Below are 26,218 nucleotides of genomic sequence, written 5' to 3'. Positions count from 1 at the left end.
TCCGTCCAGCCCCGGACGGGTGATCCTTCCGCAGCGGCGCACAACGCCCTGAGCGGCGCCACTACACTGCTGCACAACACGCGTCAGGCCCACAGCGTCGTGCGTCTTCCGCGGCTAGCCCCTCCTCCGCTGCGGCCGTCGGGACGGCCGTCCGCATGCCTTGGACTTGTGAGGACCTCACGTGAGCTCGAAACCCGTCGTACTCATCGCTGAAGAGCTGTCGCCCGCGACCGTGGACGCACTCGGCCCGGACTTCGAGATCCGGCACGCCAACGGAGCAGACCGAGCCGAACTGCTCCCGGCCATCGCCGACGTCGACGCGATCCTGATCCGCTCCGCCACCAAGGTCGACGCCGAGGCCATCGCCGCGGCCCAGAAGCTCAAGGTCGTCGCCCGCGCCGGCGTCGGCCTCGACAACGTCGACGTCTCCGCCGCCACGAAGGCCGGCGTGATGGTCGTCAACGCCCCGACCTCCAACATCGTGACCGCCGCCGAGCTGGCCTGCGGTCTCCTCGTCGCCTCCGCCCGCCACATCCCGCAGGCGAACGCAGCGCTGAAGAACGGCGAGTGGAAGCGCAGCAAGTACACGGGCGTCGAGCTGGCCGAGAAGACCCTCGGCGTCGTCGGCCTCGGCCGCATCGGCGCCCTGGTCGCCCAGCGCATGTCCGCCTTCGGCATGAAGGTCGTCGCCTACGACCCCTACATCCAGCCCGCCCGCGCCGCCCAGATGGGCGTCAAGGTGCTCTCCCTGGACGAGCTGCTCGAAGTCTCCGACTTCATCACCGTCCACCTGCCCAAGACCCCCGAGACGCTCGGCCTGATCGGCGACGAGGCGCTGCGCAAGGTCAAGCCGAACGTGCGCATCGTCAACGCCGCGCGCGGCGGCATCGTCGACGAGGAGGCGCTGTACGCGGCGCTGAAGGAGGGCCGGGTCGCCGGCGCCGGCCTCGACGTGTACGCGAAGGAGCCCTGCACCGACTCCCCGCTCTTCGAGCTGGACCAGGTCGTGTGCACCCCGCACCTCGGCGCGTCCACCGACGAGGCCCAGGAGAAGGCGGGCATCGCGGTCGCCAGGTCCGTGCGCCTCGCGCTCGCCGGTGAGCTGGTCCCGGACGCGGTGAACGTCCAGGGCGGTGTCATCGCCGAGGACGTCAAGCCCGGTCTGCCGCTCGCCGAGCGCCTCGGCCGCATCTTCACCGCGCTGGCCGGCGAGGTCGCGCACCGCCTCGACGTCGAGGTCTACGGCGAGATCACCCAGCACGACGTGAAGGTGCTGGAGCTGTCCGCGCTCAAGGGCGTCTTCGAGGACGTCGTCGCCGAGACGGTGTCGTACGTCAACGCCCCGCTGTTCGCGCAGGAGCGCGGCGTCGAGGTCCGGCTGACCACCAGCTCCGAGTCGAACGAGCACCGCAACGTGGTCACCGTGCGCGGCACCCTCGCGAGCGGCGAGGAGGTCGCGGTCTCCGGCACGCTGGCCGGCCCGAAGCACGTGCAGAAGATCGTCGCGGTCGGCGACTACGACGTCGACCTCGCGCTCGCCGACCACATGCTCGTCCTGCGCTACGAGGACCGTCCCGGTGTCGTCGGCACCGTCGGCCGCATCCTCGGCGAGGCGGGCATCAACATCGGCGGCATGCAGGTCGCCCGCTCGGCGGTGGGCGGCGAGGCCCTGGCCGTCCTGACCGTCGACGACACGGTGGCGGCCCCTGTGCTCGCCGAGGTCGCGGCGGAGATCGGGGCGACGTCGGCCCGGTCCGTGAACCTCGTCTGAGACGCGCACGACAACGCCGGGCGGGCTGACGAGAGTCGGCCCGCCCGGCGTTTTCTCCTGCCCTACTCCTCGCCTCCGGCCCCGATCCCGCGCAGGCTCAGCGCCGCCCCCACCGCCGCCACCACGAGGATCACGGCGCCGGCGAGCGCCGCGCCCCGCATCCCGCTGGTGAACGCCTCCCGGGCCGTGGCGAGCAGGGACTCACCGGCCCGGCCGGGCAGCCGGGCGGCCGTGGCGAGGGCGCCGCCCAGGGTCTCGCGGGCCCCGGCGGGAGCCGTCGACGGCATCTCGTGGCGGTAGAGCGCCGTGCCGATCGAGCCGAGCACCGCCATGCCGAGGGCGCCGCCGAACTCGGTGCTGGTCTCCAGCAGCGAGGAGGCCGTGCCCGCCCGCTCCACCGGGGCGCCGCTCATGGCCAGGTCCACCAGCTGGGACGCGATCGCGACCATCCCGCAGGCGAGCACGCCGGCTCCGGCCAGCACCAGCCACAGCGAGTCGGTGCCGAGCAGGGCGAGCATCGCGAACCCGGCCGCCATGGCCGCGAAGCCGCCGGCGGCGACGTACGCCCGGTTGACGCCCCGCTGGACGAGCTGCGCGGTGAGCGGACCGGCGACGCCGATGAACACCGAGGGCAGCAGGCTCCACAGGGCCGCCGACAGCGGGCTCTTGCCGAGCACCGACTGCAGGTACTGCGTGGTGAAGATGGCCGAGCCCATCATGCCGAGCGCGGCGACGAGGTTCAGGACCAGCGCCGGGGCGAAGCCGTGGCCCTTCAGCAGGGCCGGCGGGATCAGCGGGGCGGCCGCGGTGCGCTGGCGCCGGACGAACAGGGCCGTGAAGAGCAGGCCGACGGTGATCGAGACGACGTAGAGCGGGTGCCAGCCCTCGGAGGGGATCTCCTTCAGGCCGTAGACGACGGGGAGCACGGCGGCCATCGACAGCGGCACGCTCGGCCAGTCGAAGCGGCCCGGGTCCGGGGCCTTCGACTCCGGCAGCAGCACCGGGCCGAGGAGCAGCAGCGCCATCGCGGGCAGGTTGACCAGGAAGACCGAGCCCCACCAGAAGTGCTCGACGAAGATGCCGCTCATCACCGAGCCGAGCGCGATGCCGCCGGTCATCACGCCGGACCACAGCCCGATCGCCTTCGCCCGCTGGGCGGGGTCGGTGAACATCGTGCGCAGCAGCGCCATCGTGGACGGCATCAGGGTCGCGCCGCCGATGCCGAGGAGCGCGCGGGCCGCGATCAGGGTCCCGGCGCTGGTCGCGTAGGCCGCGAGGAGCGAGGCCCCGCCGAAGGCGACCGCCCCGGTGAGGAGCAGCCTGCGGCGGCCGATGTGGTCGCCGAGCGAGCCCATCGTCATCAGCAGGCCGGCCAGGACGAAGCCGTAGACATCGAAGATCCACAGCTGCTGGGTGCCGCTCGGGTGGAGGTCCGCGCTGATCGCGGGCGTCGCGAAGTACAGGACGGAGACGTCCATCGAGACCAGCAGCAGCGGCAGCATCAGCACGCCGAGGGCGGTCCACTCTCGGCGTCCGGCGCGGGGGCCCGCCGCGACAGGGGTGGTGGTGCTCGTCGAGTTCGTCATGCCGAGGAATGTACAAGCGTCTTAAACGCTTGTCTAGAACGACTGTATAAGTCATCCGTCTAGGACGCTTGTATGGATCGAGGGGTAGGGTGGCGGGCATGGGACACCGTGAGGATCTGCTCGAAGGCGCCAAGCGCTGCCTGCTGGAGAAGGGGTTCGCGCGCACCACCGCGCGCGACATCGTCAAGGCCTCGGGGACCAACCTGGCCTCGATCGGCTACCACTACGGCTCCAAGGACGCGCTCCTCGCGCAGGCCTACGTCGCGATCGTGGAGAACATGTCCGACGCCTTCGACGGGGGCGACGGCATCGCGATCGAGGGCGCGCCCGGCTCGCTGGAGCGCTTCCGGCACGTGTGGTCCGGCATCGTCGCCACCATGCGGGAGCCGAACTCGATCTGGCGCCTCAGCATGGAGGTCATGACCATCGACATGCCCGAGGTGCGCGAGCATCTGGCCCGCGCACAGCGCGAGGGCGGGCGCGGGCTCGTCTCCCTGCTCCAGGGCGTGCCGGAGGACGAGGTCTCCGACGAGACGGCCGACACCCTCGGCCGCTTCTACATGACGCTGATGACCGGGCTCATCGCGCAGTGGACGTTCGACCCGAAGACCGCCCCGGACGGCGACGCGCTCACCGAGGGCCTGCGGCAGATCGTCGCGTCCGTCCCGGCCGCCGAGGCGGGCTGAGCGGATTGCGGACGCCCGCGGGCCGGGGGAGATTGGCCTCATGCAGGACGCCGAGGTGCCGGTACTGATCGTCGGCGGCGGCCCGGTCGGACTCACCGCGCGGGCGCTGCTGGACCGCTGGGGCGTGCCCTGCCTGCTGGTCGAGCGGCACCACGCGCTGTCGCCGTTTCCCCGCTCCCGGCTGGTCAACGTGCGCTCGATGGAGATCTTCCGCGGCCTCGGCCTCGCCGCCCGGATCACCGACCGGGCCTTCGCGCCGCGCTACGGCCGGGTCCGCTTCCGCGACACCCTGGGCGGCGGCGACTTCGCCTCGGCGGCGATGACCGGGGTGCGCGCGCCGGTACCGGAGAGCCCCGCACTCGGCGTGGTCACCTCGCAGGACCGGCTGGAACCGGTGCTGCTCGCCGCGGCAGCCGCGCCGGTGCGGTTCGGAGTCGAGCTCGTCGGCCTGGCCGAGGAGTCCGAGGGGGTCGTGGCGCGGCTCACCGACCGCCGCACCGGTGCCGAGTCCCGGCTCCGGGCCCGGTACGTCCTCGCCGCCGACGGCGCCCGCTCCACCGTCCGGGACCTGCTCGGCGTCGGCACCACCGGGCCGGGAGCGCTGGGCGGCGTCACCACCGTCGTCTTCGACGCCGACCTCGACCGCTGGTGCGCCGACGGACCCGCCGGTGTCTACTTCACCGCCCACGGCTCCTTCATGCCGCTGTACCCCGAGGGCGGCTGGGCCTGGTTCGGCCCGACGCCCGCCGCTGTCGACGGCACCGACTGGGGCGACCTCGTCGCGCACGCCCTCGGACCGGGCGTCGACGTACGCCCCGAGGTGCTGCGCGTGCAGCACTGGGTGATGAACGCGTTCGTCGCCGAACACCTGCGCCGCGGCCGGGCCCTGCTGGCCGGCGACGCCGCGCACGCGGTGCCGATCGTCGGCGGCCTGGGCATGAACGCGGGCGTGGCCGACGCGCACAACCTGTGCTGGAAGCTGGCGGGCGTGCTGCGCGGCTGGGCCGGCCCCGGGCTGCTGGACACCTACGCGAGCGAACGGCACCCCGTCGCCCATGAGACGCTGCGCCAGGCGGTGGCCAACGCCCAGCTGCTGGGGGACGTGCAGAGCCGTCGGCGCGAGCGGCCGCCGACCGGCGGAGCCGTCCCCGACCGGATCGAACTCCCGTGGATGGACCAGTACTTCGCGCAACTGGGCCTGGTGCTCGGCGTCGCCTACCGCTCGTCCGCCGTCCTCACGGGCGACAAGGGCGACACGGCGCCACCGTCCCCGCCCGGCACCGACTACGTGCCCACCGTGGCGCCGGGCCACCGCCTGCCCCACCGCCGGCTCACCGGCGACCGCTCCACGCTGGACGCCCTCGGCGAGTGGTTCACCCTGTTCACCCCGGACCCCGCCGCCTGGGCGCCCGGCACCGCCGCGGCCGGACCCCTCTGCGTACCCGTGCCGCTGCGCGTCGAACCCCTGCCCCGCGAGCACGCCGAGCCGTACGAACTCGGCCCGCACGGCGCCCTGTTGGTCCGCCCGGACGGACACGTCGCCGCCCACTGGCCGGACCGGCCGCAGGCCCCCGCAGCCCTCGCCGAGGCCCTCGGCAGGCTCACAGCCGCGCTCGCTTGAGCGCCATGTGCAGCAGCAGCCGGTCCTCCCCGTCGTCCAGGTCGAGGCCCGTCAGCTGCTCCACCCGGGACAGCCGGTAGTACAGGGTCTGCCGGTGGATGCCCAGCTCCGCCGCCGCACGGCCGGCCTGGCCCGCGCAGTCGAGATAGACCTCGGCGGTGCGGGCCAGCTCCCGGTGGGCGGGCGAGAGCAGCGGGCCGACCGCGGGATCGTGCGCGGCCTCCGGCGGCAGCGCCGTCAGCAGCCGGTACGGCCCGATGGCCGCCCACTGCGCGACCGGCCCGAACCGCGGCTCGGCCAGCGCGGCCCGTGCGGCGGCGGTGGCCTCCTCCCACATCGTGCCCAGCTCGCCGAGGCCGGAGCGGGGCTCGCCGACCCCGGCCGCGCAACCGGCACCCGGCACGGCCCGGGCCGCCCCCTCCAGACCGGCCGCGGCCGCCGCGGCCACCCGGGCCCCGGCCCCGCGGGCGGCACCGCCCGCCGCGCCGCGCGCGCTCCCGGCCTCCTCCAGCAGCCGCGCGGCCGCCGTCAGCGCCGGCGCGCTCACCTCCGTGGTGCGCAGCCGGACCAGCAGCGCGAGGCTCTGCCCGGCCGCGCCCCAGGGCAGGGTGCACAGCGCGAGGGCGTGCGGGATCGTCCGGGCGGCCGGGGCGTCGTCCGGGTCGGCCGAGGGCCAGGGGGCGACGCAGATCAGGGCGTGCGGACCGTCGGCGCGCGGGCCGAGGGCGGTGCGCAGTTCGGCCACCGCCATGTCCTGCTGCCAGCCGCGCTCCGCGCCGAGCACCGCCCGCAGCTCCCGGCTCAGCCCGGCCCCGGCCGCCGCCTCGTCCGCGAGCAGCGCGCCGATCCGGCCGGCCACGGCCATGGCGGCGGCCAGTTGGGCGTCCGTCGGGCCGGGGTCGCCGTCCAGCAGCCAGACGTAGCCGAGCACGACACCCCGGTGGCGGACCGGGAGGCAGATCCGGCCGCGGTAGACCCCCGCCTCCGTGCTCGCCGGGATCCGTACCGGGCCGGTCGCGCGGGTGATGCCGAAGCCCTCGAACCAGGAGCGGACCGTCGCCGTGGAGCGCCGGGTCAGGATCGAGCGGGTGCGCACCGGGTCCAGCGCGGACGGGTCCAGCTCGTCGTCGCTGTCGTACGCGCCGAAGGCGATCAGCTCGAAGTCGCGGTTCTCCAGAGTCGCCGGGACGCCCAGCAGCTCCGAGATCTCGTCCACGAGCTCCTGGTAGTCACCCTTGAAGGCTTTGAAACCCTTGAAATCCGCCGCCACTCGGGCATTCTCCCTCATTTTCCTGAGGTCTTCATACATCTGTCTGAGATCCAGTGCACGGATGCGTGACAGCTGTCGATGGCCCAGGATCGGAGAGATCCTTAGGTTTCACGGTGGTTCTCCGTGCCGTACCCGAATCGTCGGGTGACGGCCCATTTGATGCTTGTCTGTGGAGGTGCCCCGTGCTGGGTCCCGTGATTCTCGCCGCGTCGCGCAGCGACCGGATGCGACGCCTGATCTCGGCGGCCCCGGTGACCAAGCAGGTCGTCGACCGCTTCATCCCGGGCGAGACCGTCGACGACATCGTCCCGATCATCAAGGACCTCACGGCCAAGGGCCTGGAGCTGACGATGGACGTCGTCGGCGAGGACATCACCACCCCGGACCAGGCCGCCGCCGCCCGCGACGCCTACCTCGCGCTCATCGACCACCTCAAGGAGCTGGGGCTCGGCGAGAAGGTCGAGATGTCGGTCAAGCTGTCCATGTTCGGCCAGGCGCTGGACGGCGGCCACGAGCTCGCCCTCGCCAACGTCCGCCCGGTCGTCGAGGCCGCCGCCGCGATCGGTACGACCGTGACGCTGGACGCCGAGGACCACACCACCCTCGACTCGATGTTCGCCATCCACGAGGAGCTGCGGAAGGACTTCCCGCAGACCGGCTGCGTCATCCAGGCCTACCTCTTCCGCACCGAGGCCGACGCCCGCCGCCTCGCCGCCGCCGGCAGCCGCGTCCGCCTCGTCAAGGGCGCCTACAAGGAGCCCGCCGAGGTCGCGTACCAGCAGAAGCACGAGATCGACAAGGCGTACGTCCGCGTCCTGCGCATCCTCATGGACGGCGAGGGGTACCCGATGATCGGGTCCCACGACCCGCGCCTGATCGCCATCGCCCAGGAGCTGGCCCACCAGGCCGGCCGCAAGCTGAACGAGTACGAGTTCCAGATGCTGTACGGCATCCGCGGCGACGAGCACCTGCGGCTGGCCGCCGAGGGCCACCGCATGCGCGTCTACACGGCGTACGGCACCGACTGGTACGGCTACTTCATGCGCCGTCTCGCGGAGAAGCCGGCCAACCTCCGGTTCTTCCTCCGCAGCATGGTCAGCAAGGGCTGAAACCGAACACCCGCTCACGTACAAGGAGTTACGGATCTCATGGACGCTGTGACCCAGGTCCCCACCCCGGTCAACGAGCCGGTGCACGGCTACGCCCCCGGCTCGCCCGAGCGCGCCCGGCTGGAGGCCAAGCTCAAGGAGCTGGCCGAGAACCCGATCGACCTGCCGATGACCATCGGCGGCGAGAAGCGGATGGGCGGCGGCGAGCCGTTCCAGGTCGTCCAGCCGCACCGCCACAAGGCCGTCATCGGCACCGGTCACCACGCCACCCAGCAGGACGCGCGGGACGCGATCGACGCGGCCCTGGCCGCCGCGCCGGCCTGGCGCGCGATGTCCTTCGACGACCGCGCCGCGATCATCCTGCGCGCCGCCGAACTGCTCGCCGGTCCCTGGCGCGAGACCATCGCCGCCTCGACGATGCTCGGCCAGTCGAAGACCGCCCAGCAGGCGGAGATCGACACCCCCTGTGAGCTGGTCGACTTCTGGCGCTTCAACGTCCACTACGCCCGCCAGATCCTCGCCGAGCAGCCCCCGGCGAACTCCCCGGGCGTCTGGAACCGCATGGACCACCGCCCGCTGGAGGGCTTCGTCTACGCGATCACGCCGTTCAACTTCAGCGCCATCGCGGGCAACCTGCCCACCGCCCCGGCGCTCATGGGCAACGTCGTCGTCTGGAAGCCGTCCCCGACCCAGACCCACGCCGCCGTCCTGCTGATGCAGCTGCTGGAGGAGGCCGGCCTCCCCAAGGGCGTCATCAACCTCGTCACCGGCGACGGCATCGAGGTCTCCGAGGTCGCCCTGGAGCACCGGGACCTGGCCGGCATCCACTTCACCGGCTCGACCAGGACCTTCCAGTACCTGTGGAAGACGGTCGGCGCCAACATCGAGAAGTACCGCTCGTACCCGCGTCTGGTCGGCGAGACCGGCGGCAAGGACTTCCTGGTCGCCCACCCGAGCGCCGACCGCGCCGTGCTGAAGACCGCGCTGACCCGCGGCGCCTTCGAGTACCAGGGCCAGAAGTGCTCCGCCACCTCCCGCGCCTACATCCCGGCCTCCATCTGGAACTCGGGCTTCAAGGAGGAGTTCGCCGCCGAGGTCGACTACCTCACCATGGGTGACGTCACTGACCTGTCGAACTTCATCGGCGCCGTGATCGACGACCGTGCCTTCGCCAAGAACAAGGCCGCGATCGACCGCGCCGCCTCCGACCCGACCTGCGAGATCGTCGCGGGCGGCAGCTACGACGACTCGGTCGGCTACTTCGTCCGCCCGACGGTCGTCGTCTCCACCGACCCCGAGAACGAGATCTTCCGCACCGAGTACTTCGGTCCGTTCCTCGGTGTCCACGTCTACGAGGACGACCAGTACGACGCGATGCTGGAGCAGATGGAGTCGGTCTCCGACTACGCCCTGACCGGCTCGGTCATCGCCAACGACCGCGCGGCCGCCGCGTACACGATGGAGAAGCTCCGCTTCGCCGCGGGCAACTTCTACATCAACGACAAGTCGACCGGCGCCGTCGTCGGCCAGCAGCCCTTCGGCGGCGGCCGCGCCTCCGGCACCAACGACAAGGCCGGCGCCCCGCAGAACCTGCTGCGCTGGACCCTGACCCGCGCCATCAAGGAGACGCTGGTCGCCCCGACCGACTACGCGTACCCGCACATGGGCTGATCCTCGCCCACCCCGAGCGACGGGCCGGGAAGCCTGGCACCGAGCAGGCTTCCCGGCCCGTTTCCAATGTCGCCTGACGGGTCGTCAGGGAGTCGCGCGGACCAGGATCTTGCCCGTGTTGCCGCCGCGCAGCATCAGCAGGAACGCCTCCACGATCCGCTCGAAGCCGTCGACCACCGTCTCGTCCGCCGTCAGCGCCCCGCTGCGCAGATGCGGGACGGCGAAGTCGTACAGCTCGTCCTGCGCGTCCCGGTGGTCGCTCACCAGGAAGCCCTCGATGCGCAGGCGCTTCTCCACGACGTCCGCGTGGTCGAAGACGACCGGCGGGGCGTCCGGGGTGTTGTACTGGCTGATCGTGCCGACCCGCACCACCCGGCCCCGCTCACGCAGCGCGCCGATCGCGGCGCCCAGGTGCTCGCCGCCGACGTTGTCCACGAAGAGGTCGATACCGGTGGGGGCGGCCGCGGCCAGCAGGTCGGCCACCGGGGCCGCGCGGTAGTCGAAGGCCGCGTCGTAACCCACCTGTTGCGTCAGGTGGCGGACCTTCTCCGGGCCGCCCGCGCTGCCGATCACCCGGCCCGCTCCGAGCAGCCGGGCGAACCGGCCCGCCGCCGTGCCCACCCCGCCCGCCGCCCCGGAGACGAACACGTCCTCGCCCTCCCGCAGCCGGGCGATCCGGGTCAGGGCGACGTACGCCGTCAGGCCCGTGCCGCCCAGCACGCTCAGATACGCCGTCAGCGGCACGCCCGGGTGGTGGGGCAGGCGCCGCACCTCCTCGGGGCGGACCACGGCGTGCGTGCGCCAGCCCTGCCGGTGGAAGACGATCTCGCCCTCGGGCAGCTCCGGCGTCCGCGACGCGACGACCCTGCCCAGGGTGCGGCCCTCCAGCGGAGCGTGCAACGCGAAGTCCCCGTCCATCATTTCGCGGTGGTACGGGTCCACGGACCACAGCACGTTCTCCACCAGGGCGCTGCCGGGGGCCGGTTCGGGCACCGGGGACTCGGCGAAGCGGAAGTGGTCCGGGGTGGGGAAGCCGGTGGGGCGGGCGGTCTGCTGCACGGTGAGCGCGATCTCGGTCATGGCAGGGGACGGTAGGCAGGAATGCGGGGCGCGGGGACAGGGTTGGGCTCATGGAACGCGCCGATCCATGAATCGGCCTCATAGTCGCAGGCGGGAGCCCCGAGTGACAGCAGCAGACCTTGCCCCGCAGGAGCTGAGGATCCTGGTCGCCGTGGCCGACGAGGGCGGATTCTCGGCCGCGGCCGCCCGGCTCGGGGCCACCCAGTCCGCCGTCTCGCACGCCGTGCGCGGCATCGAACGCAAGCTGGGGGCCGTCCTCTTCGAGCGCGGCCGGTTCGGGGCCCGGCCGACGCCCGCGGGGGAGCGGGCCGCCGCCCATGCCCGGCGGGTGCTGCGGATGCTCCGGGCGATGGCCGCGGACGTCCGCGCCGCGGACACCGGCGAGGTCCGCGGCGCGCTGCGGATCGCCGCCTTCCGCAGCGCCGCCCTGCATCTGCTCCCGCCCGCCCTGGAGCGGCTCGCCGCGCGCCACTCCGGCATCGAGGTGAGCGTCACCGTCGTACGGGAACTGGGCGCCGGCGTCGCGGGCGAGGTCGCCGCCGGGCGTGCCGATCTCGGCATCGCCACCCTGAGCGGGCCGCCGCCCGCCGGACTGGTCGGCGCGCCCCTGCTGGAAGAGCCGTACTCCCTGGTGCATCCGGCGGGACACCCCGACCCGCGTGCCCTCCCGCTCGTCGACTGGGCGGAGAACTGCGGCTCCTACACCCGCGACTGGTGGGCCGCCCAGGACTGGATCCCGGCCGCGACCGTGCGCGCCGAGGACGACGGGGCCGTGCTGGCCATGGTGGCCGGCGGGCTCGGCATGGCCATCATGCCCGCGCTCTCCCTCACGGCGCCGCCGCCCGCCGTGGAGATCACCGGCCTCGGACCCGGGCGGCCGCACCGCTCCGTCGGCTATGTCACCACCCCGGAACTGGCCTCCACCACCGCCGTACGGGCCATGATCCGCACCCTGCGCTCCCTCGCCCAGCCGTCGCTCGAACGCACGGAAGCCCAGCTCAAAGCCGTATGACACGGGCCGCCGTCTCAGATAGTAGGAAGTCCGAGTAACTGTGCAGACAGATGCGGGGCGCTCCCTTAACTTTGTAGGAGCCGAACGCATCGCTCGATCCAGCGAATGGCGGTCGTGAGCCGGGCCCGTGCAGGCAACCCCTGCGGCCGTGCGCTCCCCGCCCTTACGGCGTCTCGCAATCCCTCAGCGTGCTCCACGTCTGCCGAAGGAGTCGATCCCCATGATCGAGACGACCGCCCGCCGCCGCGTCCGCCACGTGTCCCGCACCAGCGAGGCCGACCGCAAGAACGCCGCCGCCGCCCTCCAGCGCGCCCTCGACCGCCGCGACAACGGCGGCGAGACCGGCCACTGAGAACGCCGACACGGTGTCCGCATCGCGGACACCGCATGTCATCACCTGGGACGAGGAGTAGGGTCGCCCGCATGTCTCGCAGCATCAGTCTCGCAGTGATCCCCGGTGACGGCATCGGCCAGGAGGTCGTGGCCGAAGGTCTGAAGGTCCTCTCCGCCGTGCTTCCGCAGGATGTGAAGCTGGAGACGGAGGAGTACGACTTCGGCGCCCAGCGGTACCACGCCACCGGTGAGACCCTCACCGACGCCGACCTCGACTCCCTCAAGCGGCACGACGCGATCCTGCTCGGCGCCATCGGCGACCCGAGCGTCCCCTCCGGGGTCCTGGAGCGCGGCTTCCTGCTCAAGCTCCGCTTCGCCTTCGACCACCACGTCAACCTGCGGCCGAGCAAGCTGCTCCCCGGCGTCGCGACCCCGCTCGCCGGCCAGCCGGAAATCGACTTCGTCGTCGTCCGCGAGGGCACCGAGGGCCCGTACACCGGCAACGGCGGCACCATCCGCAAGGGCACCGCGCACGAGGTCGCCACCGAGGTCTCCGTCAACACCGCCTTCGGTGTCGAGCGCGTGGTCCGCGACGCCTTCGCCCGCGCCCAGGCCCGCCCGCGCAAGAAGCTCACGCTGGTCCACAAGAACAACGTGCTGACCTTCGCCGGCCACCTGTGGACGAACATCTTCAACCAGGTGGCCGAGGAGTTCCCCGAGGTCACCACGGACTACATCCACGTCGACGCGGCCACGATCTACCTGGTCACCGACCCGGCCCGGTTCGACGTCATCGTCACCGACAACCTCTTCGGCGACATCATCACCGACCTCGCCGCGGCCGTCTCCGGCGGCATCGGCGTCGCGGCCTCCGGCAACATCAACCCGAGCCGCGAGTTCCCGTCCATGTTCGAGCCGGTCCACGGCTCGGCCCCGGACATCGCCGGACAGGGCAAGGCCGACCCCACCGCCACGGTCCTGTCCGTCGCCCTGCTGCTGCGCCACCTCGGCTACGACGCCGAGGCCGACCGCATCGACGCCGCCGTCACCGCGGACCTCACCGAGCGTGCCGACAGGCCTGCCCGTGCCACGTCCGCGATCGGCGACGCGCTCGCCGCGCGAGTAGCCGGCTGACCCGGCGCTCCACCACGAGAAGCCGCCGGGTCGGACGACCACCCGGCGGCTTTCCCATGTCCCCGCCGGGTGCCACCATCAACCCCTGGGCCGCTTTCAACCCCCGTTCCGTCGGCCGCAGTCCTCGCGCGATAATCGAACGCGGAGCCGCGGTATGAGGGAAAGCTCGGACGTCCTAGCACCGGCTGAGAAGCCGGTCGGGGCGTGAGCGCGGCCTGGTCACTACAACCGGTGAAGGACAACCACTCATGACGACGCCCACGATCGAGCTCAAGCCCTCCGCCAGTCCCCTCGCCGCCGCCGAGCGGGAGGCCATCCTGGCCAACCCCGGGTTCGGCCGCCACTTCACCGACCACATGGTGACGATCAAGTGGACCGAGGGCCGCGGCTGGCACGACGGCCAGCTCGTCCCGTACGGCCCGATCTCCCTCGACCCCTCCACCCATGTCCTGCACTACGGCCAGGAGATCTTCGAGGGGCTGAAGGCCTACCGCCAACCCGACGGCTCGATCGCGCTGTTCCGTCCCGAGGCCAACGCCCGCCGCTTCCGCAACTCCGCCCGCCGCATGGCCATGGCCGAGCTGCCCGAGGAGCTGTTCATCGCCGCGCTGGACGCGCTGCTCACCCAGGACGCCGACTGGGTTCCGGAGCACGGCGGCGAGGCGTCCCTCTACCTGCGGCCGTTCATGTTCGCCACGGAGGCCGCGCTCGGCGTGCACCCGGCGAACGAGTACCTGTTCATGCTGATCGCCTCCCCGTCCGGCGCCTACTTCGCCGGCGGTGTCAGGCCCGTGACCATCTGGGTCTCCGAGGACCACGTCCGCGCCGTCCCCGGCGGCACCGGTGACGCCAAGACCGGCGGCAACTACGCCGCGTCCCTGCTGCCGCAGGCCGAGGCCGCCGCGCACGGCTGCGACCAGGTCGTCTACCTGGACGCGGTCACCCGCACCAAGGTCGAGGAGAGCGGCAGCATGAACGTCGCCTTCGTCTACGGCGACCGGATCGTCACCCCGGAGCTGACCGGCTCGATCCTGGAGGGCATCACCCGCGACTCCCTCCTCCAGGTCGCCCGCGACCTCGGCTACACCGCCGAGGAGGGTGTGGTCACCCTGGAGCAGTGGCGTGCGGACGCCGCCTCCGGCGCCCTCACCGAGGTCTTCGCCTGCGGCACCGCCGCCGTGGTCACCCCGATCGGCCACGTCAAGACCAAGGCCGACGAGTGGACCCACGGCGACGGCAACCCCGGCGAGGTCACCCTCCGCCTGCGCCAGGCACTGCTGGACCTCCAGCGCGGCACCGCCGAGGACCAGCACGGCTGGATGCACAGGATCGGCTGACCGTCACAGGCTCAGGGCCGCCTCGGACTCCTCGTCGGGTTCCGCGGCGGCCCTCGCCGGTCCGGTGCGGGCGGTCAGCAGCAGGTAGACCAGGCCGCCCACCGCGCCCGACAGCAGGAAGCTGCAGTCCACCCCGCCGGTCAGCCGCAGCAGCGGGCCCTGGTACGACGGCAGGGACACGGCCAGCAGGCCGACCCCGGCGCCCAGCGCCCAGGAGACCGTCGCCCGTACGTTCCAGCCCGCGCGGTACCAGTAGATCCCGCCCCGCGAACGGCGGTTGAAGACCTGGAGGGCGTCGGCGTCGTACACCCCGCGGCACCGGACGAAGCCGATCAGGGTGATGACGGCCCACGGGGTGCCGATCGCGGTGAGCAGCAGCACGAAGGACGTCATCGCGGACTGCGCGTTCCAGGCGTAGTGGCCGACGAAGACACAGGCGGTGGCGACGACGGCGACCGTGTAGGTGGCCCGCGCCCGGGAGGCCCTCGGCAGGATCGCGTCCAGGTCCAGGCCCATCGAGTACAGCATCAGGCCCGCGTTGCCGACCGAGCCCGCGGAGGCGGACAGCAGCAGCGGGATCAGGTACCAGGCGGGGGAGGCCTGCACCAGAGGACCGGCGTAGTCGAGGGCCGCGTGCGCGCCGTACGCCGTGAAGGTGCCGAACAACTGCGGCACCAGCAGCCCGAGGACCAGGCCGAGCCAGGTCGCGTGCAGGACGCGCCGGCTGCCGTGCCGGGACGGCGAGATGTAGCGGGTGTAGTCACCGAGGAGCGTGATGAAGGCGATGGGGCCGGACAGGCCCGCCGCCACGGCCGCCAGGAACCAGGTCGGCCAGAACGAGCCCAGCAGATAGCCGCCCGCACCCGGCAGCGCCGAGGTCGTGAAGTGCGGGGCGTAGGCGAAGAGCCCGAGGATCAGCAGCGCCGTCATGCCGACGGCGAGGACCCGGGACATGGCGAGCAGCACCCGGTAGCCGTAGACCGCGCCCGCGACCGTCGCCGCCGCGAGCACGGCGTAGACCAGGGCGTAGGCCACCCCGTCGGCCGGCAGTCCGGCCAGCCGGCCCAGCACGCCGATCATCACGTCCCCGCCGATCCACACGGTCAGCGCGGTGTAGCCGAGGGCCAGCAGCAGGCCGACCACCGAGCCGACCAGCCGGCCCCGCACCCCGAACTGGGCGCCGGAGGAGGTGGACAGGTTGGTCGCGGTGCGCAGGGAGATCAGGGCCAGCGGGGCCGTGACGGCCGTACCGACGACCGTGCCCGCCACGATCGCGCTCACCGACGCCCACCAGCCGAGCCCGAAGGACGGCGGCAGCCAGCCGAAGATGATCACTCCGAGGCAGAGGTTCGAGCCGAGCAGGATCGAGACGAGATCACGCGGACCGCTGGTCCGCTCCTCGTCCGGGATGGTGTCGACTCCGCGCTGTTCTATCGGCATGGCTGGGTCTCCTTCGACTACCGCCAGAGAGTTAGAGCGACGTTCAATGTCCGCGAAGCCTTGCCGACAGTCAATGCTTCTGTTTCATGAATTCTGTGTTTAGAGTGGTGTTCTAAGCAGGAGATGGCAAGGAGGTGCCGCGACGTGAGACTGACCCCCACGGAACGTGACCGGCTGCTGCTCTTCGGAGCCGCCGAGCTGGCCCGGGCCCGCCGGGCGCGCGGCCTCAGGCTGAACGTGCCCGAGGCGACCGCGCTGATCGCGGACACCGTCTGCGAGGCGGCCCGGGACGGGCGGCGGCTCGCCGAGGCCGTCGAGGCGGCCCGCTCGGTGCTCGGCCCCGACGACGTCCTGCCGGGCGTCGCGGACGTCGTCACCGAGGTGATGGTCGAGGCCGTCTTCGACGACGGCTCCCGCCTCGCGGTCGTCTCCGACCCGATCGGCGGCGGGTCTCTGGGCGACCGGGCGCCGGGCGCGCTGGTGCCGGGCCCCGAGCACGCCGAGCCGGAGGCGGTCGTGCGGCTGTCGGTCACCAACACCGCGACCGTGCCGGTCTCGGTCACCTCGCACTTCCACTTCTTCGAGGCCAACCCGCGCCTGGACTTCGACCGGGCGGCGGCCTACGGGACGCGGTTGGCCGTGCCCGCCGGGTCCTCCGTCCGCTTCGGGCCGGGCGAGCGCGTCGAGGTCGGCCTCGTACCGATCGGCGGCGACCGGATCGCGATCGGCTTCGCCGGACTGGTCGACGGGCCGCTGGACGCGCCCGGCGCCCGGGAGGAGGCCCTGCGCAGGGCCGTGGCCTGCGGATACCTGGGAGCGGAGAACCGATGACCCCCCCGATGAACCCCTACGAGTACGCCGCCACCCACGGCCCCCGCGCCGGTGACCGCGTCCGCCTCGGCGACTCCGGGCTGACCGTCCGGATCGAGGCCGACTCCCAGCGCTACGGCGACGAGTTCCTGGCCGGCTTCGGCAAGACCGCCCGCGACGGACTGCACCTGAAGGCCGCCGCCGTCCGCGAGACCTGCGACGTCGTCATCAGCAACGTGGTCGTGATCGACGCGGCCCAGGGGATCAGGAAGGTCTCCATCGGCATCCGGGAAGGCCGCATCTGCGGCATCGGGCGCGCCGGGAACCCCGACACCCTCGACGGGGTGGACGTCGTCGTCGGCACGGGTACGTCGATCGTCTCCGGCGAGGGGCTCATCGCCACCGCCGGTGCCGTCGACACCCATGTCCACCTGCTGTCGCCGCGCATCATGGAGGCCTCCCTCGCCTCCGGCGTGACCACGATCATCGGCCAGGAGTTCGGCCCGGTCTGGGGCGTCGGCGTCAACTCGCCCTGGGCGCTCAAGCACGCCTTCAACGCCTTCGACGCCTGGCCGGTCAACATCGGCTTCCTGGGCCGGGGTTCGTCCTCGCACGAGGCGCCGCTGATCGAGGCCCTGGTCGAGGGCGGGGCGAGCGGCTTCAAGGTGCACGAGGACATGGGCGCCCACACCCGCGCCCTGGACACGGCCCTGCGCGTCGCCGAGGAGCACGACGTCCAGGTCGCCCTGCACAGCGACGGGCTGAACGAGTGCCTGTCGGTCGAGGACACCCTGAAGGTGCTGGAGGGCCGCACGATCCACGCCTTCCACATCGAGGGCTGCGGCGGCGGACACGTGCCCAACGTGCTGAAGATGGCCGGTGTCCCGAACGTCATCGGCTCCTCCACCAACCCCACCCTGCCCTTCGGCCGGGACGCGGTCGCCGAGCACTACGGCATGATCGTCTCCGTCCACGACCTCAAGCCGGACCTGCCCGGCGACGCCGCCATGGCCCGCGACCGGATCCGGGCCGGCACTATGGGCGCCGAGGACGTGCTGCACGACCTGGGCGCGATCGGCATCACCTCCTCCGACGCCCAGGGCATGGGCCGCGCCGGTGAGACCGTGCGCCGTACGTTCGCCATGGCCGGCAAGATGAAGGCCGAGCTGGGGCCCATGGAAGGCGACGGCGACGGCGACGACAACGCCCGCGTCCTGCGCTACATGGCCAAGCTGACCATCAACCCGGCCATCGCGCACGGCCTCTCGCACGAGGTCGGCTCGATCGAGGTGGGCAAGCTCGCCGACATCGTGCTGTGGCGCCCGGAGTACTTCGGCGCCAAACCGCAGCTCGTGCTCAAGTCGGGCTTCCCGGCGTACGGCGTCGTCGGCGATCCGGGCGCGGCCACCGACACCTGCGAACCCCTCGTGCTGGGCCCGCAGTTCGGCGCGCACGGCGCCACGGCCGCCGACATCTCGGTCGCCTTCGTCGCGCAGGCCGCCATGGACCAGGGCGGCGACACGATGCCCACCCGCCGCCGTCGCGTCGCCGTGCGCGGCACCCGCGGCATCGGCCCCGCAGACCTGCGGCTGAACGCCCGTGTCGGAGCGGTCGACGTCGACCAGCGCACCGGACTGGTCACCCTCGACGGCGACCCGCTCCGCTCGCAGCCCGCCGACTCGGTCTCCCTGAACCGTCTCTACTTCCTGTGAAGGACCTCCGTATGACCACCCCCGCCGCCGACGGCTTCCGTATGCCCGCCGAATGGACCCCGCACGAGCGCACCTGGATGGCGTGGCCGGGCCCCAACCCCACCTTCGACGACCCGGACGACCTCGCCGCGTCCTGCCTCGCCTGGGCGTCCGTCGCGCGCGCGATCCGCCGCTTCGAGCCGGTGACCGTGGTCTGCGGCCCCGGCCGGTCCGCCGAGGCGCGGGCGCTGCTCGGCCCGGAGATTGAGACCGTCGAGCGCGAGCTGGACGACGCCTGGATGCGGGACATCGGCCCGACCTTCCTCACCGACGGCCGTGGGCAACTGGCCGCCGTGGACTGGACGTTCAACGGCTGGGGCGCCCAGGACTGGGCTCGCTGGGAGCACGACGCGAAGATCGCCGCGTACGTGTCCGACCTCGCGGGCGCGAAGACGTACGCCTCGCGGCTGGTCAACGAGGGCGGCGCGATCCACGTCGACGGCGAGGGCACCGTGCTGCTCACCGAGACCGTGCAGCTCGGTCCCGAGCGCAACCCGCACTGGTCGAAGGAGGAGGCCGAGGCCGAGATCCACGCCCACCTCGGCACCCGTAAGGCCGTCTGGCTGCCGCGCGGCCTGACCGGCGACTACCCTCCCCACGGCTTCGGCACCCTCGGCCACGTCGACATCGTCGCCGCCTTCGCCCGCCCCGGTGTCGTCGTCGCCCACCACCAGCCGGACCCCGCGCACCCCGACTTCGAGGTCACCAAGGAGGTCATCGGCCGCCTGAGGTCGGCGACCGACGCCCGCGGCCGCGCGCTGGAGGTCGTCGAGGTGCCGGCCCCGACCGTCCTGGAGGCCGACGGCCACTGGGCCGACTACTCCTACATCAACCACTACCTCTGCAACGGCGGCGTCGTGCTGTGCGGCTTCGACGACCCGCGCGACGAGATCGCCGCCGGGATCTTCCGCCGGCTCTTCCCCGAGCGGACGGTCACCCTGGTGGACGCGCGTACGATCTTCGCGGGTGGGGGCGGCATCCACTGCATCACCCAGCAGCAGCCGAAGGCGTGAACATGATCCAGGAGACAGTGATGGCCGGTGCGGCACGGACGCGGAAGAACGCGCCGCCGCGCGAGGAGGTACTCGCCGTCGCCATGGACATGATCGCCGAGCGCGGTCTGGAGAAGCTCACCATGGCGGCGCTCGGCCGCGAGGTCGGGATGAGCAGTGGCCATCTCCTCTACTACTTCCGCTCCAAGGACGAACTGCTGCTCCAGGCCCTGGAGTGGAGCGAGGGCCGGCTGGGCGCCGAACGCGGCCGCCTGCTCACCCGCCCCGGCACCGCGCGCGAGCGCCTCGCGGCCTACGTCGACCTGTACGTCCCCGACGGCCACCGCGATCCGCACTGGACGCTGTGGCTGGAGGTGTGGAACCGCTCGCAGAACGCCGACGACGACGCGCGCACCCGGCAGGCCGCGATCGAGGGCGCCTGGCACCGCGACCTGGTCGCGCTGATCGCCGAGGGCATCTCGCGGGGGGAGTTCCGCCGGGTCGACGCCGACCGCTTCGCGGCGCGGCTGCGGGCGCTGCTGGACGGCTTCTCCATCCACGTCGCCATCGGGCTGCGCGGCACGGACCGCGAGCAAGTGCTCGCGCATGTGCGGGAGTTCATCGGCGACTCGCTGCTGCGTCCGTAGCCGCGGGCGAGTAAAGGAATCCTTTTCTCCGGGGCCGGGCAGGTAACGGCCCATGGGACGACAACACTGGAAGAAGATCTGGGTCGGCTCGGCCGGGAACATGGTCGAGTGGTTCGACTGGTTCGTGTACGCGAGCTTCGCCACCTACTTCGCCGGCGCGTTCTTCCCGAGCGGCGATCCCACCGCCCAGCTCATGAACACGGCCGGCATCTTCGCGGTCGGGTTCTTCATGCGGCCCGTGGGCGGCTGGCTGCTCGGCAGGGTCGGCGACCGCAAGGGACGCAAGGCGGCGCTGACCCTGACCGTCACGCTCATGTCGGCGTCGGCGATCCTGATAGCCCTCGCGCCGACGTACGCGGTCGCCGGGTACGGCGGCGCGTTCGTCCTGCTCGTCGCCCGCCTGCTCCAGGGCCTGTCGGTGGGCGGCGAGTACGCGGCCAGCGCGACCTATCTGACGGAGGCCTCGGACCCGCGGAACCGCGGCTTCGCGTCCAGCTTCCAGTACGTGTCCATGACCGCCGGCCAGATCCTCGGCCTCGGCCTGCAGATCGTCCTCCAGCGGACGATGTCCGACTCCGCGCTGCACAGCTACGGCTGGCGCATCCCGTTCGTCGTGGGCGCGCTCGGCGCGGCGGTCATCTTCTACCTGCGCCGCAGCATGCTGGAGACCGAGGTCTACGAGGAGGACGACTCGCACGCCGCCGAGCGCGGCACCCTGCGCGCCCTGTGGCAGCACCGGCGGGAGGCGTTCCTCGTCATCGCCCTCACCATGGGCGGCACCGTGGCCTATTACACGTACACCACGTACCTGACGAAGTACCTGTCCAACTCGGCGGGCCTGTCCAAGCAGACGGCGACGCTCGTCTCCTTCACCGCGCTGATCGTCTTCGCCGCCCTCCAGCCGCTCGCGGGCCGGCTGTCGGACCGGATCGGCCGGCGTCCGCTGCTGATCACCTTCGCGGTCGGCTCCACCGCCCTCACCGTGCCGATCATGAACCTGCTGGGGCACGCGAACGGCTACTGGCCCGCCCTCGGCCTCTCGCTGCTCGCGCTGGTCGTCGTCACCGGCTACACCTCCATCAACGCCTGTGTGAAGGCCGAGCTGTTCCCGACCGGCATCCGCGCCCTCGGCGTGGCCCTGCCGTACGCCATCGCCAACGCCCTCTTCGGCGGTACGGCGGAATACGTCGCCCTGTGGTTCAAGAACGCCGGGATCGAATCCGGCTTCTTCTGGTACGTGGCGGGATGCGCCGCCGTGTCGCTCGTCGTGTACCTCGCCATGCGGGAGACGAAGGATCTGGATCTGGCCAGGGTGAAGGCCGCCCAGGGGTCCGGGGAGTCCAGCCTGACGACCGCATCCTGAGACGGTCCGTGAGCCGGGGGCGGGGCTGTGCCAGACTGCCCCCGTGCTCTCGTTCGCCATGATTATGGGCAGCAGGCGCGCCGGTCCGCAGTGACCACCTCGTACGAACGGGTGCGGGTGGCCACCGTCGTCCTCGACCCGCGCGCAGACCTCTCGCACCCGCGAGGGGTTTTTTCGTTTTCCGGCCCACCTTCAGCCGGGGGCGGAGCGCGCGGGACCATTGTGGGGACGGTGGAGCCGGTCATTCCGGTAAGACCGAAGATTCACAACAGGAGCCTTGAGACCATGACCGAGACGGCAACCAACGAGCTCGACGACTCGTTCCACGTCTTCGACACCACGCTGCGCGACGGCGCGCAGCGCGAGGGCATCAACCTCACCGTCGCGGACAAGCTCGCCATCGCACGGCACCTGGACGACTTCGGCGTCGGTTTCATCGAGGGCGGCTGGCCCGGCGCGAACCCCCGGGACACCGAGTTCTTCGCCCGCGCCCAGGCCGAGATCGACTTCAGGCACGCCCAGCTGGTCGCCTTCGGCGCCACCCGCCGCGCCGGCGCCAAGGCCTCCGAGGACCCCCAGGTCAAGGCCCTGCTCGCGTCCGGTGCCCCGGTGATCACACTGGTCGCCAAGTCGCACGACCGCCACGTCGAACTGGCGCTGCGCACCACCCTGGAGGAGAACCTGGAGATGGTCCGCGACACCGTCTCCCACCTGCGCGAACAGGGCCGCCGGGTGTTCGTGGACTGCGAGCACTTCTTCGACGGCTACCGCGCCAACCCCGAGTACGCGAAGGCGGTCGTCCGGGCGGCCTCGGACGCGGGCGCCGACGTCGTCATCCTCTGCGACACCAACGGCGGCATGCTGCCCGCCCAGATCCACGCCGTCGTCGCCACGGTCCTCGCCGACACCGGCGCCCGGCTCGGCATCCACGCCCAGGACGACACCGGCTGCGCGGTCGCCAACACCCTCGCCGCCGTCGACGCGGGCGCGACCCACGTCCAGTGCACGGCCAACGGCTACGGCGAGCGCGTCGGCAACGCCAACCTCTTCCCGGTCGTCGCCGCCCTGGAGCTGAAGTACGGCAAGAAGGTGCTGCCCGACGGCAAGCTCCGCGAGACCACCCGTATCTCGCACGCCATCGCCGAGGTCGTCAACCTCACGCCCTCCACCCACCAGCCGTACGTCGGTGTCTCCGCCTTCGCCCACAAGGCCGGCCTGCACGCCTCCGCGATCAAGGTCGACCCGGACCTCTACCAGCACATCGACCCCGAGCTGGTCGGCAACACCATGCGGATGCTCGTTTCCGACATGGCGGGCCGCGCCTCGATCGAGCTGAAGGGCAAGGAGCTCGGCATCGACCTCGGCGGCGACCGCGAGCTCGTCGGCCGGGTGGTCGAGCGGGTGAAGGAGCGCGAGCTCAGGGGCTACACCTACGAGGCGGCCGACGCGAGCTTCGAGATCCTCCTGCGCGGCGAGGTCGAGGGCCGCCCGCTGCGGTACTTCGACGTCGAGTCCTGGCGGGCCATCGTCGAGGACCGGCCCGACGGCACCCACGCCAACGAGGCCACGGTGAAGCTGTGGGCCAAGAAGGAGCGGATCGTCGCCACGGCGGAGGGCAACGGCCCGGTCAACGCCCTCGACCGCGCCCTGCGCGTGGCCCTGGAGAAGATCTACCCGCAGCTCGCCGCGCTGGAGCTGGTCGACTACAAGGTCCGCATCCTGGAGGGCAAGCACGGCACCTCGTCCACGACCCGGGTGCTGATCGCCACCTCCGACGGCAGCGGCGAGTGGTCCACGGTCGGCGTGGCGGACAACGTCATCGCCGCCTCCTGGCAGGCCCTGGAGGACGCGTACACCTACGGCCTGCTGCGGGCGGGCGTGCAGGCCCCTTAGGACTGCCGGCTCAGGGAACGCGCCAGATGTTGTCGAAGGCCGCGTTCTCGATGCGGCGGCGGGTGCGGACGCCCTCCAGTTCACGCACCGCCTCGCCGACCGCCGCCAGGACCGTGATCACGTCCTCGTCGGCGGGGGCCTCCGCCGGGCGGTCCTCGCCGATGGCGAGGATGCCGGCGAGGCCGGCGAGGACCGGTTCGCGCGACCACCAGCGGTCGGCCGCGTGCTGCCGGGCCGGGGTGTCGGCCGGGACGCGCTCGGCGGGGTTCAGCGACAGCCGGTGGCGGCGTTCGGCGGTGAGCTGCCCCTCGGACTCCAGCGCGTCCCGGTAGGCGGCCGCCAGCCCCTCGCCCCGGCGCCACAGCCAGTCCTCGACCGTCTCGTACGGCTCCCGCCGGGTGAGCGCCGCCCCGGCCTCGTCCAGCATCCGGTCGCCCGTGGTCAGGGCGGGGCCGGGCACGATGCGCTCACCGTCCAGGGTGAGCGCACGCACGCCGAGCAGGTCGACCAGTTCGGCGCCCGCGAGCGCGAGCGACAGATCGCCCCGCTCGACGGGGTGCTCGCCGGGCACGTCCAGGCTGACGAGGAACAGATCCCGAGGTGTCGTCATACGGTCATCGTCCCCCACGGACCGGCCGCCCGCCCGCCCGGCAACATTCCTACTGGAGAACTCCTACCGTAGGGTCCACTTCTGATTCGCGGCCCCGGTGCACGACCAGATCTGCGCCCGTGCCCCGTTCGCCGACGAGTCGTCCGTGACGTCCAGACACTTGTTCGCCGCCGTGTTGACGACATCACCGGTCGAGGCGTTGTACGACCACTGCTGCGCTCCGGTGCCGTTGCAGTCGTACAGCTGCACCTTCGCCCCGTCCGCCGTCGAGCCCGACGTCACGTCGAGGCACTTGCCGAGCGCCTGGACCGAGCCGTCGGCCGCCACGGTCCACTGCTGGGCGCCGCTGCCGTTGCAGTCGTAGAGCTGTACGGCCGTGCCGTCGGCGCTCGAAGCGCCTGCGACGTCCAGGCACTTGCCCGCCAGGCCGACGAAGGAGCCGGACCGGCTGCCGTTGCCGGACTGGGTGCCGGCCCAGGTGAGGGTCGCCGAGGTCTTGCCGGGCAGCGAGTAAGTGGCGTGCTGGGAGCCCCAGTCGATGGTGATGTCCTGCGCGGACGAGGAGCCGTTGTAGGCGATCAGCGCCTTGCTGCCGTCCGGGTTGCGCCAGGCGACGTTCGGCACGGTGGTGGACGCCGTCGAGGCGATCCGCTGGGCGCCCGGCCGGACGAACTTGGTCAGCTGGCCCATGTCGTAGTACTCGACGGTGTAGTCCACGGTCCCGCTCGCACCGTCCCCGTCGTGCACGGTGACCAGCCCCGTGCAGGTGCCGCAACCCCCGTTGTGGGGGCCGCCGTTCTGGTCCACGGCCAGCGACCACTTGGTCACCGACTTCGCCCAGTTGCGGGTGTAGTCGATGATGTTGGACATGTCCTCGTGCTGCTGGTCGGCGATCCAGGTGCCGCCGGAGTGCTCGGTGGCGAAGGCGTCCAGCCCGGGGTACTGGTCGTGCACGGCGGACTGCTTGGTGACGTCACCGCCGTAGCCGTGCCAGGCGATCCCGCCGAAGTTGGGGTGGTCGCGGATCGCCGCGTCGTCCACGGCCTGGGCCGCGTAGGAGTCGTAGGTGTCCCAGTTCCAGTCGTGCGCCAGCACCTTGGTGCTCAGCCCGGCCGACTGGAGCCGCGGCAGCAGGTCGTTCTTGAGGAAGTAGTCGATGCCGCTCGCGTTCCAGCTCATCGAGGGATAGCCGGAACAGCAGGTCGGCTCGTTCTGCGGTGTCACGTAGGAGACGTTGATCCCCTGGTCCTTGTACGCCTGGAGGTACTTCACGAAGTAGTCGGCGTACGCCCCGTAGTCCTCGGCCTTCAGCCAGCCGCCGTTCAGCGAGCCGCTGTCCTTCATCCAGGCCGGGGCCGTCCATGGCGAGGCCATGACAGTCAGGGACGGATCGAGCTGGAGCGCCTGCCTGGTGAGCGGCACGACGTCCGCGAGATCGTGCCCGACGGAGAAGCCGTTCAGGTTCGGGTCGGTCTGCCCGGACGGCACGTCGTCGTACGTGTAGCCGTAGCGCGCGAGGTCCGAGGCGCCCATCGGGTTGCGCAGGAACGACAGCCCGATGCCGTCCGTCGGCGAGAACAGCTTGCGCATGGTCGCGTCCCGGGTCGCCTGGGACAGGGCCCCGCTGCTGTTCATCAGCCAGGCCGCGGTGTCCGTGAAGGAGGCGCCGCCGCCGGTGAAGGTCTGGTAGCGGGTGTTCTCGTCCACGGTGATGTTCGTGCCGCTGCCGCCCGTCCCGGACTGGAACGCGAACGGCGCCTGCGCCTGGAGCCCGCGTACGACATGCCGTCCGGCGGAGTCGTCGGTGGTGGTGAGCCAGGCCGTGACCTGCTCGCCGGCCGCGTGCGCGGGGGGTACGGCGGCGGTCACGCCGGCCGCGGAGAGCAGTCCGGCCAGCAGCAGCCGGACCGCGCGGGGGGTTCTCCGGGTTCTGCTCATCGTGCGTCGCCCTTCCTGTCCTAGTTAACTCATGACGTGAGCTAAGTCATGAGTGAACCACGGGGACCAGGGGCGGTCTATACCAACGACAGCCCCGCTTGCCGTGCTTCGATCCGTGCTTCGATATGCCGGAATTCCTCGGTATTCGTAGGTATTCGGGTAGC

Annotated in this window: 21 protein-coding genes; 15 read left to right on the top strand and 6 right to left on the bottom strand. The window is 71.9% G+C overall.

The genetic code is table 11. The features are described from left to right. The first annotated feature begins 181 nt into the window (after window positions 1–181). A complete protein-coding gene (gene serA, locus ACFC8N_RS22905; RefSeq protein WP_356024719.1) occupies window positions 182–1,771 on the top strand; it encodes a phosphoglycerate dehydrogenase in 1,590 nt (529 codons plus the stop codon). A gap of 62 nt (window positions 1,772–1,833) precedes the next feature. Here the strand turns inward: serA and ACFC8N_RS22900 are convergent, their stop codons facing one another. Continuing rightward, window positions 1,834–3,357 (bottom strand): MFS transporter, encoded by a 1,524-nt coding sequence (locus tag ACFC8N_RS22900; RefSeq protein WP_376289340.1) that lies wholly within the window; start codon window positions 3,355–3,357, stop codon window positions 1,834–1,836. A 98-nt stretch (window positions 3,358–3,455) separates the two neighbouring features. On the opposite strand from ACFC8N_RS22900, the gene ACFC8N_RS22895 reads away from it, so the two are divergent. Continuing rightward, window positions 3,456–4,043, top strand: a complete 588-nt coding sequence (locus ACFC8N_RS22895) for a TetR/AcrR family transcriptional regulator (RefSeq protein WP_376289338.1) — start codon at window positions 3,456–3,458, stop codon at window positions 4,041–4,043. 40 nt (window positions 4,044–4,083) lie between these two features. Beyond that, on the top strand, window positions 4,084–5,664 hold the full coding sequence (locus ACFC8N_RS22890) for an FAD-dependent monooxygenase (RefSeq protein WP_376289336.1): 1,581 nt from the start codon (window positions 4,084–4,086) through the stop codon (window positions 5,662–5,664). On the opposite strand, the gene ACFC8N_RS22885 is transcribed toward ACFC8N_RS22890, so the two are convergent. Continuing rightward, on the bottom strand, window positions 5,645–6,952 hold the full coding sequence (locus ACFC8N_RS22885; protein ID WP_376289334.1) for a PucR family transcriptional regulator: 1,308 nt from the start codon (window positions 6,950–6,952) through the stop codon (window positions 5,645–5,647). The genes ACFC8N_RS22890 and ACFC8N_RS22885 overlap by 20 nt on opposite strands. A 164-nt stretch (window positions 6,953–7,116) precedes the next feature. On the opposite strand from ACFC8N_RS22885, the gene ACFC8N_RS22880 reads away from it, so the two are divergent. Next, on the top strand, window positions 7,117–8,043 hold the full coding sequence (locus ACFC8N_RS22880) for a proline dehydrogenase family protein (protein WP_362823513.1): 927 nt from the start codon (window positions 7,117–7,119) through the stop codon (window positions 8,041–8,043). 39 nt (window positions 8,044–8,082) lie between these two features. Continuing rightward, complete coding sequence (gene pruA / locus ACFC8N_RS22875) at window positions 8,083–9,714, top strand: L-glutamate gamma-semialdehyde dehydrogenase (protein WP_356024706.1); 1,632 nt, start codon at window positions 8,083–8,085, stop codon at window positions 9,712–9,714. Between the two features lie 84 nt (window positions 9,715–9,798). Here the strand turns inward: pruA and ACFC8N_RS22870 are convergent, their stop codons facing one another. Further along, window positions 9,799–10,794 carry an NADP-dependent oxidoreductase gene (locus ACFC8N_RS22870; protein ID WP_356024704.1) on the bottom strand — a complete coding sequence of 332 codons (996 nt, stop codon included), beginning with the start codon at window positions 10,792–10,794 and terminating at the stop codon, window positions 9,799–9,801. 103 nt (window positions 10,795–10,897) lie between these two features. Here ACFC8N_RS22870 and ACFC8N_RS22865 point away from each other — a divergent pair, with 103 nt between their 5' ends. From ACFC8N_RS22865 to ACFC8N_RS22850, 4 genes are all read left to right on the top strand, one after another. Continuing rightward, window positions 10,898–11,806, top strand: a complete 909-nt coding sequence (locus ACFC8N_RS22865; RefSeq protein ID WP_376289331.1) for a LysR family transcriptional regulator — start codon at window positions 10,898–10,900, stop codon at window positions 11,804–11,806. A 220-nt stretch (window positions 11,807–12,026) separates the two neighbouring features. Continuing rightward, complete coding sequence (locus tag ACFC8N_RS22860; RefSeq protein ID WP_107471088.1) at window positions 12,027–12,158, top strand: hypothetical protein; 132 nt, start codon at window positions 12,027–12,029, stop codon at window positions 12,156–12,158. Between the two features lie 71 nt (window positions 12,159–12,229). Further along, window positions 12,230–13,273 (top strand): 3-isopropylmalate dehydrogenase, encoded by a 1,044-nt coding sequence (locus ACFC8N_RS22855; RefSeq protein WP_356024699.1) that lies wholly within the window; start codon window positions 12,230–12,232, stop codon window positions 13,271–13,273. A 248-nt stretch (window positions 13,274–13,521) separates the two neighbouring features. Beyond that, window positions 13,522–14,610: a branched-chain amino acid aminotransferase gene (locus ACFC8N_RS22850; RefSeq protein WP_356024696.1), complete on the top strand. Its 1,089-nt coding sequence runs from the start codon at window positions 13,522–13,524 to the stop codon at window positions 14,608–14,610. Between the two features lie 3 nt (window positions 14,611–14,613). Here the strand turns inward: ACFC8N_RS22850 and ACFC8N_RS22845 are convergent, their stop codons facing one another. Next, entirely contained in the window at window positions 14,614–16,050 is a 1,437-nt protein-coding gene (locus tag ACFC8N_RS22845) for a cytosine permease (RefSeq protein ID WP_376289328.1), read from the bottom strand. Between the two features lie 144 nt (window positions 16,051–16,194). Here ACFC8N_RS22845 and ureA point away from each other — a divergent pair, with 144 nt between their 5' ends. The 6 genes from ureA (at window position 16,195) to cimA (ending at window position 23,506) form a co-directional block, all read left to right on the top strand. Next, window positions 16,195–16,881: an urease subunit gamma gene (gene ureA, locus ACFC8N_RS22840; protein WP_362823509.1), complete on the top strand. Its 687-nt coding sequence runs from the start codon at window positions 16,195–16,197 to the stop codon at window positions 16,879–16,881. Further along, window positions 16,878–18,572 (top strand): urease subunit alpha, encoded by a 1,695-nt coding sequence (locus ACFC8N_RS22835; protein WP_376289326.1) that lies wholly within the window; start codon window positions 16,878–16,880, stop codon window positions 18,570–18,572. The genes ureA and ACFC8N_RS22835 overlap by 4 nt, the downstream gene beginning before the upstream one ends. 11 nt (window positions 18,573–18,583) lie before the next feature. Then, the gene (locus tag ACFC8N_RS22830) at window positions 18,584–19,624 is read left to right on the top strand and encodes an agmatine/peptidylarginine deiminase (protein WP_376289324.1); all 1,041 of its coding nucleotides are present in this window, start codon (window positions 18,584–18,586) and stop codon (window positions 19,622–19,624) included. Between the two features lie 20 nt (window positions 19,625–19,644). Next, window positions 19,645–20,250 (top strand): TetR/AcrR family transcriptional regulator, encoded by a 606-nt coding sequence (locus tag ACFC8N_RS22825; RefSeq protein ID WP_356024743.1) that lies wholly within the window; start codon window positions 19,645–19,647, stop codon window positions 20,248–20,250. Window positions 20,251–20,302: 52 nt separating this feature from the next. Beyond that, window positions 20,303–21,613, top strand: coding sequence for an MFS transporter (locus tag ACFC8N_RS22820; RefSeq protein ID WP_376289322.1), 1,311 nt, complete (start codon window positions 20,303–20,305; stop codon window positions 21,611–21,613). 285 nt (window positions 21,614–21,898) lie between these two features. Next, a complete protein-coding gene (gene cimA, locus ACFC8N_RS22815) occupies window positions 21,899–23,506 on the top strand; it encodes a citramalate synthase (RefSeq protein ID WP_356024686.1) in 1,608 nt (535 codons plus the stop codon). Between the two features lie 10 nt (window positions 23,507–23,516). On the opposite strand, the gene ACFC8N_RS22810 is transcribed toward cimA, so the two are convergent. After that, entirely contained in the window at window positions 23,517–24,116 is a 600-nt protein-coding gene (locus tag ACFC8N_RS22810) for a GPP34 family phosphoprotein (protein WP_356024684.1), read from the bottom strand. A 63-nt stretch (window positions 24,117–24,179) separates the two neighbouring features. After that, window positions 24,180–26,054: a ricin-type beta-trefoil lectin domain protein gene (locus ACFC8N_RS22805; RefSeq protein WP_356024681.1), complete on the bottom strand. Its 1,875-nt coding sequence runs from the start codon at window positions 26,052–26,054 to the stop codon at window positions 24,180–24,182. Window positions 26,055–26,218: the final 164 nt, after the last annotated feature.

This window comes from Streptomyces sp. NPDC055966 (genome assembly GCF_042269865.1).
In the GTDB taxonomy this organism is placed as follows: Bacteria; Actinomycetota; Actinomycetes; order Streptomycetales; family Streptomycetaceae; genus Streptomyces.
The sequence above is the reverse complement of the archived record's forward strand: the minus strand, read 5'-3'. Positions and strand labels throughout refer to the sequence as shown.

Bases quoted from the DNA above. Each gene is read 5' to 3' on its own strand.
- ACFC8N_RS22900 (WP_376289340.1), bottom strand. From the start codon at position 3,357: ATGACGAACTCGACGAGCACCACCACCCCTGTCGCGGCGGGCCCCCGC.
- ACFC8N_RS22895 (WP_376289338.1), top strand. From the start codon at position 3,456: ATGGGACACCGTGAGGATCTGCTCGAAGGCGCCAAGCGCTGCCTGCTG.
- ACFC8N_RS22890 (WP_376289336.1), top strand. From the start codon at position 4,084: ATGCAGGACGCCGAGGTGCCGGTACTGATCGTCGGCGGCGGCCCGGTC.
- ACFC8N_RS22885 (WP_376289334.1), bottom strand. From the start codon at position 6,952: ATGAGGGAGAATGCCCGAGTGGCGGCGGATTTCAAGGGTTTCAAAGCC.
- pruA (WP_356024706.1), top strand. From the start codon at position 8,083: ATGGACGCTGTGACCCAGGTCCCCACCCCGGTCAACGAGCCGGTGCAC.
- ACFC8N_RS22870 (WP_356024704.1), bottom strand. From the start codon at position 10,794: ATGACCGAGATCGCGCTCACCGTGCAGCAGACCGCCCGCCCCACCGGC.
- ACFC8N_RS22860 (WP_107471088.1), top strand. From the start codon at position 12,027: ATGATCGAGACGACCGCCCGCCGCCGCGTCCGCCACGTGTCCCGCACC.
- ACFC8N_RS22855 (WP_356024699.1), top strand. From the start codon at position 12,230: ATGTCTCGCAGCATCAGTCTCGCAGTGATCCCCGGTGACGGCATCGGC.
- ACFC8N_RS22850 (WP_356024696.1), top strand. From the start codon at position 13,522: ATGACGACGCCCACGATCGAGCTCAAGCCCTCCGCCAGTCCCCTCGCC.
- ACFC8N_RS22845 (WP_376289328.1), bottom strand. From the start codon at position 16,050: ATGCCGATAGAACAGCGCGGAGTCGACACCATCCCGGACGAGGAGCGG.
- ACFC8N_RS22835 (WP_376289326.1), top strand. From the start codon at position 16,878: ATGACCCCCCCGATGAACCCCTACGAGTACGCCGCCACCCACGGCCCC.
- ACFC8N_RS22830 (WP_376289324.1), top strand. From the start codon at position 18,584: ATGACCACCCCCGCCGCCGACGGCTTCCGTATGCCCGCCGAATGGACC.
- ACFC8N_RS22825 (WP_356024743.1), top strand. From the start codon at position 19,645: ATGGCCGGTGCGGCACGGACGCGGAAGAACGCGCCGCCGCGCGAGGAG.
- ACFC8N_RS22820 (WP_376289322.1), top strand. From the start codon at position 20,303: ATGGGACGACAACACTGGAAGAAGATCTGGGTCGGCTCGGCCGGGAAC.
- cimA (WP_356024686.1), top strand. From the start codon at position 21,899: ATGACCGAGACGGCAACCAACGAGCTCGACGACTCGTTCCACGTCTTC.
- ACFC8N_RS22810 (WP_356024684.1), bottom strand. From the start codon at position 24,116: ATGACGACACCTCGGGATCTGTTCCTCGTCAGCCTGGACGTGCCCGGC.
- ACFC8N_RS22805 (WP_356024681.1), bottom strand. From the start codon at position 26,054: ATGAGCAGAACCCGGAGAACCCCCCGCGCGGTCCGGCTGCTGCTGGCC.